General features: G+C 34.1%; 20 protein-coding genes and 1 riboswitch. Of the genes, 4 read left to right on the forward strand and 16 right to left on the reverse strand.

The features are described from left to right. Positions 1-30: 30 nt before the first annotated feature. The 12 genes from P5P89_RS12160 to P5P89_RS12215 all read right to left on the reverse strand — a co-directional run bounded on the left by P5P89_RS12160 (position 31) and on the right by P5P89_RS12215 (position 7,782). Positions 31-807, reverse strand: coding sequence for a thiazole synthase (locus P5P89_RS12160; protein ID WP_278012014.1), 777 nt, complete (start codon positions 805-807; stop codon positions 31-33). After that, the gene (locus P5P89_RS12165) at positions 788-1,426 is read right to left on the reverse strand and encodes a thiamine phosphate synthase (protein ID WP_278008568.1); all 639 of its coding nucleotides are present in this window, start codon (positions 1,424-1,426) and stop codon (positions 788-790) included. Before P5P89_RS12165 ends, P5P89_RS12160 begins: the two co-directional genes overlap by 20 nt. Continuing rightward, the gene (locus P5P89_RS12170) at positions 1,419-1,898 is read right to left on the reverse strand and encodes a bifunctional hydroxymethylpyrimidine kinase/phosphomethylpyrimidine kinase (protein WP_278008569.1); all 480 of its coding nucleotides are present in this window, start codon (positions 1,896-1,898) and stop codon (positions 1,419-1,421) included. The genes P5P89_RS12165 and P5P89_RS12170 overlap by 8 nt, the downstream gene beginning before the upstream one ends. 5 nt (positions 1,899-1,903) lie before the next feature. After that, a complete protein-coding gene (locus P5P89_RS12175) occupies positions 1,904-2,170 on the reverse strand; it encodes a bifunctional hydroxymethylpyrimidine kinase/phosphomethylpyrimidine kinase (protein ID WP_278008570.1) in 267 nt (88 codons plus the stop codon). After that, entirely contained in the window at positions 2,137-2,487 is a 351-nt protein-coding gene (locus P5P89_RS12180) for a thiamine phosphate synthase (protein WP_278008571.1), read from the reverse strand. Before P5P89_RS12180 ends, P5P89_RS12175 begins: the two co-directional genes overlap by 34 nt. Then, a complete protein-coding gene (locus P5P89_RS12185) occupies positions 2,484-2,729 on the reverse strand; it encodes a hypothetical protein (RefSeq protein ID WP_278008572.1) in 246 nt (81 codons plus the stop codon). Before P5P89_RS12185 ends, P5P89_RS12180 begins: the two co-directional genes overlap by 4 nt. Positions 2,730-2,818: 89 nt before the next feature. After that, positions 2,819-4,642, reverse strand: coding sequence for a phosphomethylpyrimidine synthase ThiC (gene thiC, locus P5P89_RS12190; RefSeq protein WP_278008573.1), 1,824 nt, complete (start codon positions 4,640-4,642; stop codon positions 2,819-2,821). A gap of 116 nt (positions 4,643-4,758) precedes the next feature. Beyond that, positions 4,759-4,965, reverse strand: a complete 207-nt coding sequence (gene thiS, locus P5P89_RS12195) for a sulfur carrier protein ThiS (RefSeq protein WP_278008575.1) — start codon at positions 4,963-4,965, stop codon at positions 4,759-4,761. 65 nt (positions 4,966-5,030) lie between these two features. Further along, positions 5,031-5,127, reverse strand: a riboswitch (TPP riboswitch). Positions 5,128-5,227: 100 nt separating this feature from the next. Next, positions 5,228-5,788 carry a DNA-3-methyladenine glycosylase I gene (locus P5P89_RS12200; protein ID WP_278008576.1) on the reverse strand — a complete coding sequence of 187 codons (561 nt, stop codon included), beginning with the start codon at positions 5,786-5,788 and terminating at the stop codon, positions 5,228-5,230. Between the two features lie 70 nt (positions 5,789-5,858). Then, entirely contained in the window at positions 5,859-6,275 is a 417-nt protein-coding gene (locus P5P89_RS12205) for a lipocalin-like domain-containing protein (RefSeq protein ID WP_278008577.1), read from the reverse strand. Between the two features lie 152 nt (positions 6,276-6,427). Further along, positions 6,428-7,015 (reverse strand): hypothetical protein, encoded by a 588-nt coding sequence (locus P5P89_RS12210; RefSeq protein WP_278008578.1) that lies wholly within the window; start codon positions 7,013-7,015, stop codon positions 6,428-6,430. A 104-nt stretch (positions 7,016-7,119) separates the two neighbouring features. Further along, entirely contained in the window at positions 7,120-7,782 is a 663-nt protein-coding gene (locus P5P89_RS12215; protein ID WP_278008579.1) for a queuosine precursor transporter, read from the reverse strand. A 205-nt stretch (positions 7,783-7,987) separates the two neighbouring features. Between P5P89_RS12215 and P5P89_RS12220 the strand changes: the two genes are divergently transcribed. Next, the gene (locus P5P89_RS12220) at positions 7,988-10,081 is read left to right on the forward strand and encodes a M3 family metallopeptidase (protein ID WP_278008580.1); all 2,094 of its coding nucleotides are present in this window, start codon (positions 7,988-7,990) and stop codon (positions 10,079-10,081) included. Positions 10,082-10,179: 98 nt separating this feature from the next. Here P5P89_RS12220 and tsf read toward each other — a convergent pair whose 3' ends face one another. The 4 genes from tsf to rplM all read right to left on the reverse strand — a co-directional run bounded on the left by tsf (position 10,180) and on the right by rplM (position 13,070). After that, positions 10,180-11,142 (reverse strand): translation elongation factor Ts, encoded by a 963-nt coding sequence (gene tsf / locus P5P89_RS12225; RefSeq protein WP_278008581.1) that lies wholly within the window; start codon positions 11,140-11,142, stop codon positions 10,180-10,182. Positions 11,143-11,284: 142 nt separating this feature from the next. Beyond that, positions 11,285-12,052: a 30S ribosomal protein S2 gene (gene rpsB / locus P5P89_RS12230; protein ID WP_278008582.1), complete on the reverse strand. Its 768-nt coding sequence runs from the start codon at positions 12,050-12,052 to the stop codon at positions 11,285-11,287. A gap of 176 nt (positions 12,053-12,228) precedes the next feature. After that, positions 12,229-12,615 carry a 30S ribosomal protein S9 gene (gene rpsI / locus P5P89_RS12235; RefSeq protein WP_025572268.1) on the reverse strand — a complete coding sequence of 129 codons (387 nt, stop codon included), beginning with the start codon at positions 12,613-12,615 and terminating at the stop codon, positions 12,229-12,231. Beyond that, on the reverse strand, positions 12,615-13,070 hold the full coding sequence (rplM, locus tag P5P89_RS12240; RefSeq protein ID WP_095927953.1) for a 50S ribosomal protein L13: 456 nt from the start codon (positions 13,068-13,070) through the stop codon (positions 12,615-12,617). Before rplM ends, rpsI begins: the two co-directional genes overlap by 1 nt. Before the next feature lie 321 nt (positions 13,071-13,391). On the opposite strand from rplM, the gene P5P89_RS12245 reads away from it, so the two are divergent. From P5P89_RS12245 to nusA, 3 genes are all read left to right on the forward strand, one after another. Next, complete coding sequence (locus P5P89_RS12245) at positions 13,392-14,420, forward strand: LacI family DNA-binding transcriptional regulator (RefSeq protein ID WP_278008583.1); 1,029 nt, start codon at positions 13,392-13,394, stop codon at positions 14,418-14,420. Positions 14,421-14,804: 384 nt separating this feature from the next. Continuing rightward, a complete protein-coding gene (gene rimP, locus P5P89_RS12250) occupies positions 14,805-15,269 on the forward strand; it encodes a ribosome assembly cofactor RimP (protein WP_278008584.1) in 465 nt (154 codons plus the stop codon). 14 nt (positions 15,270-15,283) lie between these two features. Beyond that, a complete protein-coding gene (nusA, locus tag P5P89_RS12255) occupies positions 15,284-16,537 on the forward strand; it encodes a transcription termination factor NusA (protein WP_269234661.1) in 1,254 nt (417 codons plus the stop codon). Positions 16,538-16,566 lie beyond the last annotated feature (29 nt).

Here is a 16,566-nt window from a genome sequence, read left to right on the forward strand (position 1 = left end):
CATTTCTTATCGAACTTTGCGGTAAAATAATTATTCATATAAAAAAGAAGTCAAAGGACTCGAAGCTACAGCATAATTTTGCTGATTAGCTACTTTGGCTTCAAACGCTTTTCTTCCGGCAATTACGGCTTTCTTAAAAGCTTCAGCCATTAACTTAGGATTTCCAGCAATAGCAATTGCAGTATTAACTAAAACGGCATCAGCACCAATTTCCATGGCTTTTGCGGCGTCGGAAGGAGCACCAATTCCGGCATCAATAATCACAGGAACAGTGCTTTGTTCAATAATAATTTCTAGAAAATCAATTGTTTTTAGGCCTTTGTTACTTCCAATTGGTGAACCCAAAGGCATAACTGCTGTAGTTCCTGCATTTTCCAGATGTTTGCATAAAACTGGGTCAGCATGAATATACGGCAGAACAAAAAAACCAAGTTTTGCCAATTCTTCAGTAGCTTTTAAAGTCTCGACCGGATCAGGCATAAGATATTTTGGATCAGGATGAATTTCAAGTTTAACCCAATTAGTTTCGAGTGCTTCACGTGCCAATTGCGAAGCAAAAACAGCTTCCTTTGCATTTCTGGCGCCTGATGTATTAGGTAATAAGTTTATATTTGGGTGTTGTAAATGTGATAGAATAGCATCTGTCTCTGTTTCGAGATCAATGCGTTTTAAGGCCACTGTAACCAATTCGCTTTCTGAAGCTAAAATAGCTTCTTCCATTTGCAGGTTAGAACCAAATTTTCCTGTTCCCAGAAATAAGCGGGAGTTGAAAGTTTTATCTCCAATATTAAATAATGACGTCTGCATATAATTTGTCGTTAAGTTGTTGAACCAATTTTTCTTTTTCAAGGCTTTTTGTAATAATTCCGGATACCGCAATACCATAAATACCTGTTTTTATCAGGGATTCTATATTTTCTAAAGTGATTCCGCCTATAGCGTAAACAGGTGTCAGAATGTTTTCAATTTTCATTTTATTCAGAATTGAAGCATAACCTTCAATACCTAAAATTGGACTTAATTTTTCTTTGGTTTCTGTAAATTGAAAAGGGCCCAAACCAATATAATCACAGCCATTTTTCGTCTGAAGAAGAATGTCTTCAAAAGTATTTGCGGTTGCACCAATAATTTTTTTCTCTCCCAAAATAGCTCTTGCCCCTGAAATGCTCATATCGGTTAAACCTAAATGGACGCCATCAGCAGCTGTTTTCTGAGCAAGTAAAACATCATCATTTACAATGAAATCTGCCTGATATTCTTCGCATATATTTTTTACTGTTTCAGCAAGAATTATTCTGTTTTCAAAAGTTTGGTTTTTAAATCGCATTTGTATCCATTTACAACCAGCGTCTAATGCCTGATGGATATTGTACAATTGCTTTTCGGCAGTTTCACCTTGTGATATATACTGTAGTTTGTTATACATAATGATAGCCAATTAAAGTTGATGTGGAGTTTAAATACTTTTCGATATATATTTTAGCCTCTAAACAAGCAGTTTTTAGGTCATAACCCAAAGCTAAATTTGCAGTAATTGCTGAAGACAATACACAGCCTGATCCATGTTTTGGGCGAAAATTAATTTTTGTAGGGGAGAGTTCTGTCAGATTACTTTTCATAAATAAATAATCAGTGCCCAAAGCAGTATGATTATGACCTCCTTTCAATAAAATAGCTGTTGGAAGTTCATTTTTGACCCAAAGTTTTTCAGCAATAAAATTGGGATAAAGCTGCATTATTTCTTCATAGTTAGGTGTTATCAAATCAATTTTTGATAATATTTGTTGTAAATCTGATTGGTTTTCGATGGCTAAAAACTCAAATTCTGTAGATGATTTCAATACAGTATCCCAAATAATAAGGGTGTTTGGACTTAATTTTTTAATTAAAGAGACCACTTCATTTAGGTAAAAAAAGAAGGAACAATACTAATTTTAACTGATTTTATAGAATAGTTTTTGAATAACTTTTTAATGGAACGCAATACAAAATCAAGCGATGTCCATTCTATTTCGTAGAATTTACAATCGGTTTGAATTGTATTTGCTGTACTTATAGCTAATCCCTGAACCTGATGCTGTTCAAAAGTTTTAGTATCTGCTAAAATTCCGGCACCCCCTGAAGGATCTAAACCCGCTATGCTGAGAGCGAAAGGACGATTTTTTGACATAGTTTAAAATTTTTAATTGCATTTTCACTACTCCAGATTGTGCCTAAAAGAGCGATATTGTCAAAGCCGTTTTGAAGTGTCTGCTCAATATTACCCGAATAAATTCCGCCTAAAGCAACTGTTTTAGGACTAAAATTTTTTCTCTTTTTTATTTCTTCAAAAAGATTCCTCTCTGAACTGTAATTTTCTTTAGAAATACTGGGAAATACCGGACTCAAAAAAGCATATTCAAAAATGTTTTTCAAAGCATTGAAATCTTCGATCGAATGCGTTGAAGTTGAAAAGACGAAATCAGATACCTCAGTAAAATTGATCATTTTTTTCTTTCTGTTTCTGAAAAATGAATTCTGTTAATTCCAAAATCAGCTGTTATTTGATGATGATGGTGCAGAACCAGATTTTTTCGGTATTTGTGTTTTATCTGATGAATAAATTTTGCTGTTTCTACTTCTGAAAAATCCGGTTTCCGAATATGAAGCAAAGACAATCCTTCTTCAAATAAGGAATCAATGATGCTGATTTCATTTGCAATTGCAGAAGGATTTGTAATTACGATCATTTTTGAAAGTATTAAGAATTTAGTACTAAGTATTAAGACAGCAATTCTGTGTATAAATCTTAATACTAATACAATAATCTTGGTTCTTATTAAATATAAATCTCTTTCCCCTGTTCGATAAACTCTTCTGATTTCTCCTGCATTCCTTTTTCCGCAGCAGCGACATCACGGATTTCCTGAGATATTTTCATAGAGCAGAATTTCGGTCCGCACATCGAACAGAAGTGAGCGACTTTTGCACCATCAGCCGGAAGCGTTTCATCATGAAATTCTCTTGCTGTATCAGGATCTAAAGCCAGATTGAACTGATCTTCCCAACGAAATTCGAAACGTGCTTTACTCAACGCATTGTCACGATACTGTGCTCCCGGATGACCTTTTGCCAGGTCAGCAGCGTGAGCTGAGATTTTATACGTAATCACACCGTCTTTTACGTCTTTTTTATTCGGTAAACCAAGATGTTCTTTTGGTGTGACATAACACAACATCGCACAGCCGTACCAGCCAATCATGGCAGCGCCAATTGCTGAGGTAATATGGTCATAACCTGGCGCAATATCAGTAGTTAATGGCCCTAAAGTATAAAATGGAGCTTCATGACAATGTTCTAATTGTTTATCCATATTCTCTTTGATCATGTGCATCGGAACGTGACCAGGCCCTTCGATAAAAACCTGAACATCATGTTTCCATGCAATTTTGGTCAGTTCTCCTAATGTTTCCAGTTCGGCAAACTGTGCAGCATCATTCGCGTCTGCAATGGAACCCGGACGCAATCCGTCGCCAAGAGAAAAAGCGACGTCATATTGTTTCATGATTTCGCAGATTTCTTCAAAATGGGTGTAAAGGAAGTTTTCTTTATGATGAAATAAGCACCATTTTGCCATGATGGAACCGCCACGGGAAACAATTCCGGTAACACGATTGGCTGTTAAATGAATGTAACGAAGTAAAACCCCGGCGTGAATCGTAAAGTATGAAACACCTTGTTCTGCCTGTTCAATCAAAGTATCACGGAAAATTTCCCAGGTTAAATCTTCTGCAATTCCTTTTACTTTTTCTAGAGCCTGATAAATCGGAACTGTGCCAATTGGAACCGGCGAATTACGGATAATCCATTCCCTTGTTTCATGAATGTTTTTTCCGGTTGACAAATCCATAATGGTGTCAGCTCCCCATCGGCAAGCCCAGACTGCTTTTTCAACTTCTTCTTCGATACTTGAAGTTACAGCACTGTTTCCGATATTGGCATTGATTTTTACCAAAAAGTTACGTCCCACAATCATCGGTTCACTTTCCGGGTGATTGATGTTATTTGGAATAATGGCCCTTCCGCAGGCGACTTCAGAGCGGACAAATTCGGGTGTAATTTTACTTTTTGGTGTATTGGCACCAAAACTATGTCCCGCATGTTGACAGCTCATTGCCTGGGTTTGCTGATTTAAAAGTTCAATACGTTGATTTTCGCGAATCGCAATATATTCCATTTCAGGCGTAATGATTCCTTGTTTGGCGTAATACAATTGCGTTACGTTAGCTCCTTTTTTGGCTCTCTTTGGCTGATGTAAATATTCAAAACGGAGATGATTTAAGCTTTCGTCCTTCAATCGGGTTTGTCCGTAATCTGAGGTGATTTCGCTGAGGATTTCAACATCATTTCGGTTTAAAATCCATTGTTCTCTTAAACGAGGCAGCCCTTTTCTAATGTTGATTTCAATATTTGGATCAGTGTAAGCTCCTGATGTGTCATAAACGGTTACAGGTGGATTTTTTTCGATTCCGCCATTCGAAAGTTTGGTATCGCTTAACTGAATTTCGCGCATGGCCACTTTAATGGGATGGATTTCGCCGTCTATATATACTTTTTTGGAATTTGGAAACGGGGTTCTGGATATTTGTTCTTCGTTTGTCATAGTCTGTAAGTTGTATATTGTAAAAATGTAAGATGTGAATGGTAGAGACGCACTGCTGTGCGTCTTTTTTAGTCCCAAATTAGAATTTGGAATTTCAAAATTTTTGGATTTAAAATTTATCCTCCCTGAGTGGCAGAAATAATTAGAATTTCGTCAGTTTCGGATACAAAATGTTGGCTCCACTTAGATTTTGGAACAACGGTATTGTTAATGGCAACGGCGATTCCGTTTTGTTTATTTGGAATTTCGAGATCGAGCAATGACTGAATGCTTAGCGATTCGGCATTGAATTGTTTGATTTGTTGGTTGATTTTTAGTTCCATTCCTTTTGAATTTAGTGTATAGTGACACGTTAGGAATGGCTACAATTACGCACAAAAATGCGTGAAGAAGTCATCTTACTTTTCCCTACGCTAGTATGAACTAGATCAGGTTCAGAGGGTAAAATCTCAGCCTGCGCGATGCAGACACCCCTAAAGTGTGAAGCAAATATAGATAATTTTTGTTTGGTTATTGAAAAAAGTTTCAGGTTTCAGGCTTCAAGTTTTTGTAAAACCTAAAACTGAGACTAAAAAATGAGACCGTTTATTTTGTTCTTGTCCAGCAATCTTCCGCATGATCATTGACCATTCCGGTGGCCTGCATGTGTGCGTAAACTACTGTTGAGCCTACAAATTTAAATCCTCTTTTTTTTAAATCTTTACTAATTTCATCAGAGAGTGGAGTAGTAGCCGGAACATCTTTTGAAGTTTTGGGATGGTTTATGATTGGTTTTCTATCGGTGAATTTCCAGATATAATCAGAGAAACTTCCAAATTCATCCTGAGTTTTCATAAAAGCCTGAGCGTTTGAAACAGCAGCTTTAATTTTTAGTTTGTTGCGGATGATTCCTGTATTTTGCATCAGTTCTTCGATTTTATTATCAGAATAATCAGCTACTTTTTTATAGTCAAAATGATCAAAGGCATTTCTGAAATTTTCTCTTTTATTTAAAATCGTAATCCAGCTTAATCCGGCCTGAAAAGTTTCCAGAATCAGAAATTCGAATAGAGTAGGGTCGTCATAAACCGGAACACCCCATTCTTCGTCATGGTATTTTTTGTATAAATCGCTGGAAGTACACCAGCTGCAGCGAATTAGTTCCAAAATTTTTATTTTAAAGGTATAAAAAAACCTCAAACTTATTAGTTTGAGGTTAAAAAAAAAGTTTTTTAAATTATTTCTTTACGTATACATAAACAGATGTAAAAGTCATTCCTCCTTCTGAGTAAGTTTGTTTCAATTTAATTTTATTACCTGATATTTCAGTTTCATAAGAATCTCCTTGAGTTTCTCCTGTATATTTAATTGTTAGTGTATTTCCATTTTTTGTCCATGTTCCATTGTCTGTTTCAGCTTCACACTTTCCGTCTTCAGAATCATAAGTTGTTTCTTTGAATTTACCATCGTTTGTGAATTCATATGTGTCGTTAGAACAAGCCCCATTCTCTGCGTCTTCTAACATTTCTTTACCACCGATAATTCCTCCTACTTGACTAAGTTCCCACTTTCCTTCAATAGAAGCAGAACCTCCATCATTGTCGTCATCACTACTACAAGATGCTACTGATAAACCTAATGTCAATACTGACAAAAAAAGAATTGTAATTTTTTTCATTTTTGTTTGATTTTATTTGTTAAATTGAGATGGCAAAATTAGATGTTTTTAAAAGAAAAGCAAGAGTTAACAGGTTTTTATTGTGTTTTATTTTGTTAAATTTTATAAAACACTGATTGTTAAGTCTTTTATTTGCCAATTTGCCAGCTATATCCTTTTACACCCGGAATATAAGCTGAACTGCCCACTATCACCAGATTATTGTAGATTCTTTTTTCATATTTTATTCCGATTGCTGTGCCGGAAGTATATAACTTATTGGCTTTGAAAATAATTTTCATAATACCGTCTTCGAATTTTGCATCTGAAACTTTTTCCAGAAGCCATGTCGATTTCCATTTCACAGCTATTTCGTCATCAGCTGTTTTTGTAATGCTTTTAACTGTTTTGACAGCTTCTTTTGGAATCTCGAAATTATCAATCAGTTCTTTTTGGGTAAAAGTCTCTCCGATTTCGCTATTCGACAATATTTTTTTTAAATTATCAAACGTCATTAAACTCTTGTTTGGTTCCTTTCTGTTGACTTCGATGTTCTCTATATCAGTGTAGAAGTTTGGTATTACGGATTTGTCTTCAGAATCTTTACTGTATGAAAGAAGGTTTTTTTTGTTCGAATTGTAGTTCTTACTTAAATATTTTATCTCCGGCTTTTGTAAAGAAACTGTTTTGGTCTTTTTTTCAGGAGCAGGATTTAAATTATTTACAGAAACAATCACTTCCTTTTTAGGCTGTTTGTTTGTGTCATTGCCACAGCTTAAAAAAAGTAAGATAGTGAGATTAATATGATTATCCCTGCATTTTTCATGTTGTGAAGATAATCCTAATCGACTAAAGATGTGTGCTCATTTAAATATTTTTTGATCAAATAATGACCCAAATAAATTAAAGGTGTTAAAACTATTGCAATTGAAAGCTTAAAAGTATAGCCAACTAATGCAGAAGACAGAAAAGTATCAAAATCAATTTTCCCAGGCAGATAAAATGCGATTCCTAGAACAATAAACGAATCAAATAATTGTGAAATTATGGTTGAGCCTGTTGTCCTGAGCCATATTTTTTTGTCGCCGGTACGATTTTTAAAGAACCAAAAGACGCTAACATCAATAAGCTGAGATACCATAAAAGCGATAATACTTCCAACGATAATCCACATACTTTGTCCAAAAACTGCCTGAAATTGTTCATCATTAACCGGACTAATTCCTTTTGCTGACGGAATTGCTATTGCCATAAACAATATCAAAAATGCATATGCGATTAAGCAAGCCGTAATAAATGATAATTTTTTAACTCCTTTTTCTCCAAAATATTCATTGATTAAATCTGTTGTAAGAAATACAACTGGCCAGGGTAAAATCCCGATGCTCATTACAAATGGCCCTATCTGAATTAATTTTCCTCCAATAAGCTCTGCTACAACGGCATTAGTTATAAATATCCCTGCCAGAATTACAAATACAATTTCTTTTTTTGTTTTAAACATATAAATTTGTAAATAATCTTTCAAATTTAAGCTATTTCTTTATAATTAAAAATGGTTTGTTAAAATTGGAATGTTTGTTTTTAAGTTTCTAAAAGTTAAATTTTTATGCATATAGTTTGTTTTAGTTATTTTTGAAACAATAATCGTTTTAATGATGAAAAACAAATTCTTTAATGTAATGAAAAAAATAATCACAATTTTTCTCATGAGTACAACCTTTTTTGCGTCAAACGCACAAACTAATACTGAGAATCCATTGCTGAAGGAGTGGGAAGGTCCCTATGGAGGTGTTCCTGCTTTTGATACATATAAGGTTTCAGATTTTAAACCTGCAATTCAGTTTGCAATTCAGGAAAAGCTAAATGAAATTGATGCGATTGCGAATAATCCAAAAGCGCCAACGTTTGATAATACAATTGCAGCTTTGGAACGTTCTGGTAAAACTATAGATCGAATTTCTGCCGTTTATGGAATTTACAGGTCAAACTTAAGTAGTCCTGAATTTAATGTTATTGACAGAGAAATGTCGCCTAAATTTTCTGAATTTAGTGATAAAATCAATCAGAATAAAAAACTTTTTACAAGAATTGAAACCTTATATAATTCTAAGGAAAGTAAAAAATTAACCAGCGAACAGCAGCGTTTGATTTGGTTGTATTATACAAATTTTGTTCGTCAGGGAGCAAAATTAAATGAAGCGGATAAAGAGAAAGTAGCCGCTGTAAATAAAGAATTAGCGTCTCTTTTTACTCTTTTTAGTCAAAATTTATTGGCCGAAGAGCAGAATCAATATGTAGAATTAAAAACAGAAAATGACTTTAATGGTCTGCCCGAGGAGGTAAAAAAAGCTGCTATTGCTGAGGCTAAAGAAAGAAAGCTGAATGTTATGGGATGTATTGCTAATACACGTTCTTCCATTGAGCCGTTTTTGACTTTTTCGACGCGCAGGGATTTAAGGGAAAAAGCATTTGATATTTTTGTAAAACGAGGAGATAATGGAAATGCAAATGATAATAATGCTACTTTAGTTTCTATTTTAGAATTACGAACTAAAAAAGCGAAATTACTTGGTTATCCAACTTTTGCACATTGGAGTTTGTCAAACAAAATGGCAAAAGATCCGCAAAAAACTTTAGAGTTAATGCTTTCTGTTTGGGAACCTGCAGTTGAAAAAGTGTACGAAGATGTAGCAGAAATGCAAAAAATCGTAGATGAAGAAGGGTGTAAGTTTAAAATCCAGCCATGGGATTATCGTTATTATGCTGAAAAAGTTAGAAAAGCTAAGTATGATTTAGATCAAAACGAAGTCAAACCATACTTACAATTAGAAAAATTGAGAGAAGGAATGTTTTGGGTGGCCGGTGAATTATTTAATTTGAATTTTAAGCAAGTTACCAATGTGCCGGTTTATCATCCTGATGTCCGTGTTTGGGAAGTAAGTAATAAATTAACGGGGAAAGCAGTTGGTTTATGGTATTTTGATCCCTATGCACGTGCAGGTAAACGTTCAGGAGCCTGGATGAATGCTTATCGTAACCAGCAGAGATTAGATGGAGAGGTTCTGACAATTGTGTCTAATAACTGTAACTTCGTAAAAGGTGCTCCAAATGAAGCTATCTTAATCTCATGGGATGATGCTTCGACTTTATTTCATGAGTTTGGACATGCGCTTCATGGATTATGTTCAAATGTTACCTATCCAAGTTTAGCAGGAACTTCAGTAGCTCGTGATTATGTTGAATTTCCATCTCAATTGTTAGAGCATTGGTTAGCAACTCCAGAAGTACTAAATAAATTTGCACTGCATTATAAAACAGGAGAACCATTGCCTAAATCTTTGGTGGACAGAATTGAAAGAGCAGGAAATTTTGGAGAAGGATTTTCAACAGTGGAAACTATTTCAAGTTCATTGGTTGATATGAAACTACATTTGGCTACAGAAAAAATTGATCCAAAGAAATTTGAGAAGGAAACTTTAGATGCGCTTCACATGCCTTCAGAAATTGTAATGCGTCACCGAATTCCTCAGTTTGGACATATCTTTTCAGGCGATGGTTATTCAGCAGGATATTACAGTTATTTATGGGCTGACGTGATCAATGCAGATGCCTGGGAAGCTTTTACAGAAGGAAAAGGCCCTTATGATAAAGCAGTGGCAAAACGTCTATATGATACTGTTTTCAGTGTTGGAAATACAATTGATCAGGAGAAGGCGTATGAAAATTTTAGAGGAAGAGCTCCAAAGTCTGACGCTTTAATGCGTGCCAGAAATTTTCCGGTTGCTGGAACTAAAAAATAAATGACCAGATAGACGTGTAATCGATGCGTTATATTTCATAAATGACAAAAGCCCGAATAACTAAATATTCGGGCTTTTTGTATTGAAAAAATAATATATTAACCTAAAGTAACTCTTTTGAAACCTGTAATTTCAACATTGAATCCTTTTACGTAATCACCAACTTTTTTACTGTCATCTTTGATGAAGTTTTGATCTAATAAAGCTTTCTCCTGATCTAAAGTAGTGTTGTCAGAGATAAAACGTTGAACTTTTCCTGGAAGAATTTTGTCCCAGATTTGCTCTGGTTTTCCTTCAGCTTTTAATTCAGCTTTAGCATCTTCTTCTGCTTGTTTGATAACTTCAGGAGTTAATTGAGAGAAAGAGATGTATTTAGGAACATTTTTTAAAGTTTTTCCTAAACGAGCAGCTTCTTCATTATCTTTTTCGATTACAGCAATACGAGCAGCAAGTTCAGATTCAACGAAAGCAGGATCAAAATCTTTGTAAGATAATGTGTCAGCTCCCATAGAAGCAACTTGCATAGAAACATCTTTTGTTAAAGTTTCAGCATTAGCAATTGGAGCAGAAATAGCTGTTAAAGCAGCAATTTTGTTTACGTGAACATAAGATCCAACGAAAGCACCTTCTAAAATTTCAAAACCACCGATTTCGATTTTCTCACCGATAACACCTGTTTGCTCGATTAATTTTTCAGCAACAGTAATTCCGTTGAAATCAGAAGCTAAAAATTCTTCTTTAGAAGAGAAGTTGATAGCTCTTTCAACTAAATCTTTAGCTAAAGTAACGAAAGCCTCATTTTTACCTACGAAGTCAGTTTCACAGTTTAAAGTGATGATAGCTCCTTTAGTGTTGTCAGCATTGATAAAAGAAACAGCAGCACCTTCAGAAGACTCACGGTCAGAACGGTTAGCAGCAACTTTTTGTCCTTTTTCTCTAAGGATTTGTATCGCTTTGTCGAAATCTCCTTCAGCTTCAACTAAAGCTTTTTTACAGTCCATCATTCCGGCACCTGTAGATTGTCTTAATTTATTTACGTCTGCAGCAGTAATTGTTGACATAATATTTTGAATTTTTTAATGTTAAAAGTAAAAAATTCCATCTTTTAAATCCCAAACTCCAATTTTATTAAATTATCAACATAACGTTTTTAATTTTGTATTTTGGAATTTGGAATCTAAAATTTGGAATTTAAAATTTGATTTATTCTTCAGTTTCAGTTGCAGGAGCTTCAGCTTCAACAGCAGGAGCATCTTCAGCAGCTTCAACTTCTTTCTCAGCACCTCTGTCAGAAAGACCTTCGATTACTGCAGTAGTTACTAAAGATAAAATTTTGTCAATTGATTTAGAAGCGTCATCATTTGCAGGAATCACGTAATCAACCTCTCTTGGGTCAGAATTCGTATCAACCATTGCGAAAACTGGAATGTTTAATTTTTGAGCTTCTTTTATTGCGATGTGTTCAGCTTTGATATCTACTACGAACAATGCTGCAGGTAGTCTAGACATATCAGCAATTGAACCTAAGTTTTTCTCTAATTTAGCACGTAGACGATCAACTTGTAAACGCTCTTTTTTAGATAAAGTGTTGAAAGTACCATCTTTCTTCATTTTATCGATAGAAGACATTTTTTTAACTGCCTTTCTGATAGTTACGAAGTTAGTCAGCATTCCACCTGGCCATCTTTCAGTGATGTAAGGCATGTTTGCAGCTTTTGCTTTATCAGCAACGATGTCTTTTGCTTGTTTTTTGGTAGCTACGAATAAGATTTTTCTACCTGATGCAGCGATTTTTTTCAAAGCTTCATTAGCCTCTTCAATTTTAGCTGCAGTTTTATATAGATTGATAATGTGAATACCATTACGCTCCATATAAATGTAAGGAGCCATGTTTGGATCCCATTTTCTAGTCATGTGTCCGAAGTGAACACCTGCTTCTAGTAATTCTTTTACTTCTATTTTGTTTGCCATTTTTGTACTAGTTTACGTTCTGTTGATTAGCAATGTGTGAATGGCGGTTTCCCTGGCTTCATACATTTAGATGCTAAACTATATCCTACCTCGGTAGGAGAGCAACAATAACTGTGTTTTTTAATTTCAATAAATAATTGATAATGTCTTGTTCCATCTGAACAAGACAGGTAATATTAACGTTTAGAGAACTGGAATCTCTTACGAGCTTTCTTCTGACCGAATTTCTTACGTTCAACCATTCTAGGGTCTCTTGTTAATAAACCTTCTGGTTTAAGAATTCCTCTGTTTTCAGCGTTAACTTCACACATTACGCGAGCTAATGCCATTCTTACAGCTTCTGCTTGACCAGTTGTACCACCTCCGTAAACGTTTACTTTTACGTCAAAGTTACTAGCGTTTTCTGTCATAGAAAGCGGTTGTAAAACTTTGTATTGTAAAGTTGCAGTTGGAAAGTAAGTTGCGAATTCTTTTTTGTTTACAGTGATGTTTCCAGTTCCTTCAGAAACGTAAACACGTGCAACAGCGGTTTTTCTTCTACCGATTTTGTGAATAACTCCCATTACTTAAGATCATTTAGGTTAACAGTTCTAGGTTTTTGAGCTCCATGAGTGTGCTCTGATCCTACAACAACATTTAGATTTCTAAAAAGTTCAGCTCCTAATTTGTTTTTAGGTAACATACCTTTTACAGCTTTTTCTACTAATAATGCAGGGTTTTTAGCTTGCAATACTTTAGCAGTTAAAGTTCTTTGTCCTCCTGGGTAACCTGTATGACGCATGTAAATTTTGTCATTCAATTTTGTACCTGTAAGGTTAATTTTTTCTGAGTTGATAACAATTACGTTATCTCCACAGTCAACGTGAGGTGTGTAACTTGGCTTGTACTTACCTCTTAAGATCATAGCAACCTTAGAAGCAAGACGTCCTAAGTTATGACCTTCAGCGTCAACAACAATCCACTCTTTAGTTACAGTGGCTTTACTTGCTGAAACTGTTTTGTAGCTTAATGCGTCCATAATATTATTTTAATTAAACATTCCATCCCCAATAAAGGGGATGCAAAAGTACAATTAATTATTTTAAAACCAAATACCTTAAAAGAATATTTTAAATACTGAAAATCAGGCTGTCAGTTAGGGAATTAAATCCCTGAAAATTTAGTTTACATTATTATGAAAGGAATACTAAAGATATTTTATACAGGATTTTATAAAATTATAGTCTGATATGGTTTTGTTTTGAAATGAATCCGCCAGTTTAAATACTGGCATGTGTTTTTTTGTTTTATTTTAGGTAATTCTGTTATATTTGTATCAATTACATAAAAATTCAATTGGATGAAAGCTAAAGCAACTCTAAAACAAATTGCGAAAGAACTTGGTGTGTCTGTTTCTACTGTATCTAAGGCATTAAATGATAGTCCTGAAATTAGTGAACAAACCAAGGTGAAGATAAAGGAGTATGCAAAACTCAAAAATTATAAGCCAAATGTTATAGGTCTTAATTTAAAGAATAGAAAAACCAAAACAATTGGTGTAATTATACCTAATATATTAAATTCTTTTTTTGCAAAAGTTTTTAGTGGAATTGAGAAAGTAGCCGATAAAAAAGGATACAATGTAATTACTTGTATCTCGAATGAGTCTTTAGAAAAAGAAATTCATACACTCGAAATGCTGAGTAACGGAACTATAGATGGTTTTATTCTTTCGGTTTCGCAGGAGGCTCAAAAATTAGAAGATTATGCTCATTTTACAGAAATTATAAATGATGGAACTCCTATTGTAATGTTTGACAGGATTGCTGATGGAGTTGAATGTGATAAAGTTGTAGTTGATGACTTTGACTCGGCTTTAAATTCAACCCAGCATTTAATAAATTTAGGATGTAAAAATATCGCCCTGATTTCTTCGGTAGATAATTTGAGTGTTGGAAAGCTAAGGGCTGATGGATATTTGAAAGCATTAAAGGATAATAATATTCCTGTAAACGAAAAGATAATTCTTCGTACCAATTCAGAAGAAGATATGAAAAGTAAAATCGAAGCGATTTTTGATCATAAAATTGATGGGATTTTTGCTTTAGATGAAAATGATTCAGTTGCAGCTTTAAGGGTAAGTCTGAAAAAAGGATTTAAGGTACCTGAAGAAATTTCGATTATAGGCTTTGCTGATGGAATTTTAGCATCAAGACGTTTGTCTCCAAGTTTAACCACTGTAAGTCAGCACGGAATTGAAATAGGTGAGGTTGCTGCTAAACGATTAATTTCAAGGCTGGAGGAAGAAGAAGGTGAAACTTCTGATTATGAAACGATTGTTATTAAAACGAAACTAAAAGAAAGAGAATCAACCAAAAAGTCTAAATAAAAAAAGAAAATCCATTTTAGTCATAAAGTGGATTTTCTTTTTTTCTTTTTTATTTTATCTGCTTCTTAAGTTTTATAAAAGATTTTGGGTATGGTTTGTTAATTCTTAGTTAATGCTGTAATTGAAGAGTGGGTAAAAGCTGTTCTGTCATGAGTGCGCATTCCAAAATATCAGTTTAATGTGGTTTGATAAATTAATAATTTCTTTCTCTATAAATTAATGTCATTGCAATTGAGTTGAATAATTTTTGTGTTAAATTGGAGGTAAGTAATATTATTAGAGCAATCTAATTATTTGATTTATAAAAAAAACACTATATTTGCACCGTTATTTATTAAAATCTAAATAATGAGGGGACTAAGTGTCCCCTCTTTTTATAAAATTATGACATTTAAAGAAAAAGTAAACGCATTAATTACTGAGGCTCTTTTGGAAAGACCTTCAATCTTTTTGATTGATTTGAGTATTTCTGATTCTTTTAAAATTAGCGTGGGTTTAGATGGGGATAATGGAGTGGCGCTTCAGGACTGTATTGATATTAGTCGTGCAATTGAGAATAATCTGGATCGTGAGGAACAGGATTTCTCTCTTGAAGTAGCATCTGTTGGAGTTGGTTCGCCACTGAAATTTACAAGACAATACAAGAAAAATATTGGTAGAACATTGATTGTTACTACAAATAGTGAAAAAATTGAAGCAGAATTAGTAGAAGCTAATGATGTTTTTATAATTTTGTCTTGGGAAGCAAGAGAACCGAAGAAAATAGGAAAAGGAAAGGAAACAGTTCAAAAAACGCAACAAATACCTTATACAGAAATTAAAGAGGCAATTGTTACAGTAACATTTTAATTTAAAGAATTCGCATGGAAAATTTAGCATTAATCGATTCATTCTCAGAGTTTAAAGATAATAAACTTATTGATCGTGTAACGCTTATGGCAATTTTAGAGGACGTGTTTAGAAATGCATTGAAGAAAAAATACGGTTCAGATGATAACTTCGACATTATTATAAATCCTGATAAAGGAGATATGGAGATATGGAGAAGAAGAGTAATTGTTGCTGATGAGGATCTTGACTTTGAAAATGAAGAAATTACGCTTACTGAAGCAAGAAAAATTGAAGCGGATTTTGAAATTGGTGAAGAGGTTTCTGAAGAGGTAAAATTGATTGATTTAGGAAGGAGGGCTATCTTAGCGCTTCGCCAGAACTTGATTTCTAAAATACACGAACACGATAATACTAATCTTTATAAACAATTTAAAGATATTATAGGTGATATTTATACTGCTGAAGTACATCACGTAAGACCGAGAGTTGTAATTTTGGTAGATGATGAAGGAAATGAAATTGTGCTTCCAAAAGAAAAACAAATTCCATCTGACTTTTTCCGAAAAGGAGATAATGTTAGGGGAATTATTGAAAGCGTTGAATTAAAAGGAAATAAACCTCAAATCATCATGTCAAGAACTTCTGAGAAGTTTTTAGAAAAATTATTTGAACAGGAAATTCCTGAAGTATTCGATGGTTTAATTACAGTTAAAAATGTAGTCCGTATTCCTGGTGAAAAAGCAAAAGTAGCTGTGGATTCATATGATGACCGAATCGATCCTGTTGGAGCTTGTGTTGGTATGAAAGGGTCTCGTATTCATGGAATTGTTCGTGAATTGGGAAATGAAAATATCGACGTAATCAATTATACAAATAATATCCAATTGTTCATTACAAGAGCCTTAAGTCCTGCCAAGGTTTCATCAGTTAAAATTGATGAGGAAAATAAAAGAGCTGAAGTTTTCTTGAAATTAGAAGAGGTTTCTAAAGCAATTGGTAGAGGAGGTCATAATATTAAATTAGCAGGCCAGTTAACAGGTTATGAATTAGATGTAATTCGGGAAGGTGATGTAGCGGGTGCAATTGCAGATGATGATGATGTTGAATTGTCAGAGTTTTCAGATGAAATTGAAGACTGGGTAATTGAAGAGTTTGCTAAAATAGGTCTGGATACAGCAAAAAGTATCCTGAGTCAGGAAGTAGAAGATTTAGTAAGAAGAACCGACTTAGAAGAGGAAACAATTCTGGATGTTATGAAAATACTAAAAGAAGAGTTTGATAACTAGTTGTATCTACTCTAATAACACAACGAAAA

It is taken from the genome of Flavobacterium gyeonganense (genome assembly GCF_029625295.1).
Classification (GTDB): domain Bacteria; phylum Bacteroidota; class Bacteroidia; order Flavobacteriales; family Flavobacteriaceae; genus Flavobacterium; species Flavobacterium gyeonganense.

Coding starts and splice junctions, on each gene's coding strand:
- tsf (WP_278008581.1), bottom strand. CDS start 11,142: ATGTCAACAATTACTGCTGCAGACGTAAATAAATTAAGACAATCTACA.
- P5P89_RS12165 (WP_278008568.1), bottom strand. CDS start 1,426: ATGTATAACAAACTACAGTATATATCACAAGGTGAAACTGCCGAAAAG.
- rpsI (WP_025572268.1), bottom strand. CDS start 12,615: ATGGGAGTTATTCACAAAATCGGTAGAAGAAAAACCGCTGTTGCACGT.
- P5P89_RS12160 (WP_278012014.1), bottom strand. CDS start 807: ATGCAGACGTCATTATTTAATATTGGAGATAAAACTTTCAACTCCCGC.
- P5P89_RS12215 (WP_278008579.1), bottom strand. CDS start 7,782: ATGTTTAAAACAAAAAAAGAAATTGTATTTGTAATTCTGGCAGGGATA.
- rimP (WP_278008584.1), top strand. CDS start 14,805: ATGACATTTAAAGAAAAAGTAAACGCATTAATTACTGAGGCTCTTTTG.
- P5P89_RS12180 (WP_278008571.1), bottom strand. CDS start 2,487: ATGATCAATTTTACTGAGGTATCTGATTTCGTCTTTTCAACTTCAACG.
- P5P89_RS12220 (WP_278008580.1), top strand. CDS start 7,988: ATGAGTACAACCTTTTTTGCGTCAAACGCACAAACTAATACTGAGAAT.
- P5P89_RS12185 (WP_278008572.1), bottom strand. CDS start 2,729: ATGATCGTAATTACAAATCCTTCTGCAATTGCAAATGAAATCAGCATC.
- rplM (WP_095927953.1), bottom strand. CDS start 13,070: ATGGACGCATTAAGCTACAAAACAGTTTCAGCAAGTAAAGCCACTGTA.
- thiC (WP_278008573.1), bottom strand. CDS start 4,642: ATGACAAACGAAGAACAAATATCCAGAACCCCGTTTCCAAATTCCAAA.
- thiS (WP_278008575.1), bottom strand. CDS start 4,965: ATGGAACTAAAAATCAACCAACAAATCAAACAATTCAATGCCGAATCG.
- P5P89_RS12245 (WP_278008583.1), top strand. CDS start 13,392: ATGAAAGCTAAAGCAACTCTAAAACAAATTGCGAAAGAACTTGGTGTG.
- rpsB (WP_278008582.1), bottom strand. CDS start 12,052: ATGGCAAACAAAATAGAAGTAAAAGAATTACTAGAAGCAGGTGTTCAC.
- nusA (WP_269234661.1), top strand. CDS start 15,284: ATGGAAAATTTAGCATTAATCGATTCATTCTCAGAGTTTAAAGATAAT.
- P5P89_RS12175 (WP_278008570.1), bottom strand. CDS start 2,170: ATGTCAAAAAATCGTCCTTTCGCTCTCAGCATAGCGGGTTTAGATCCT.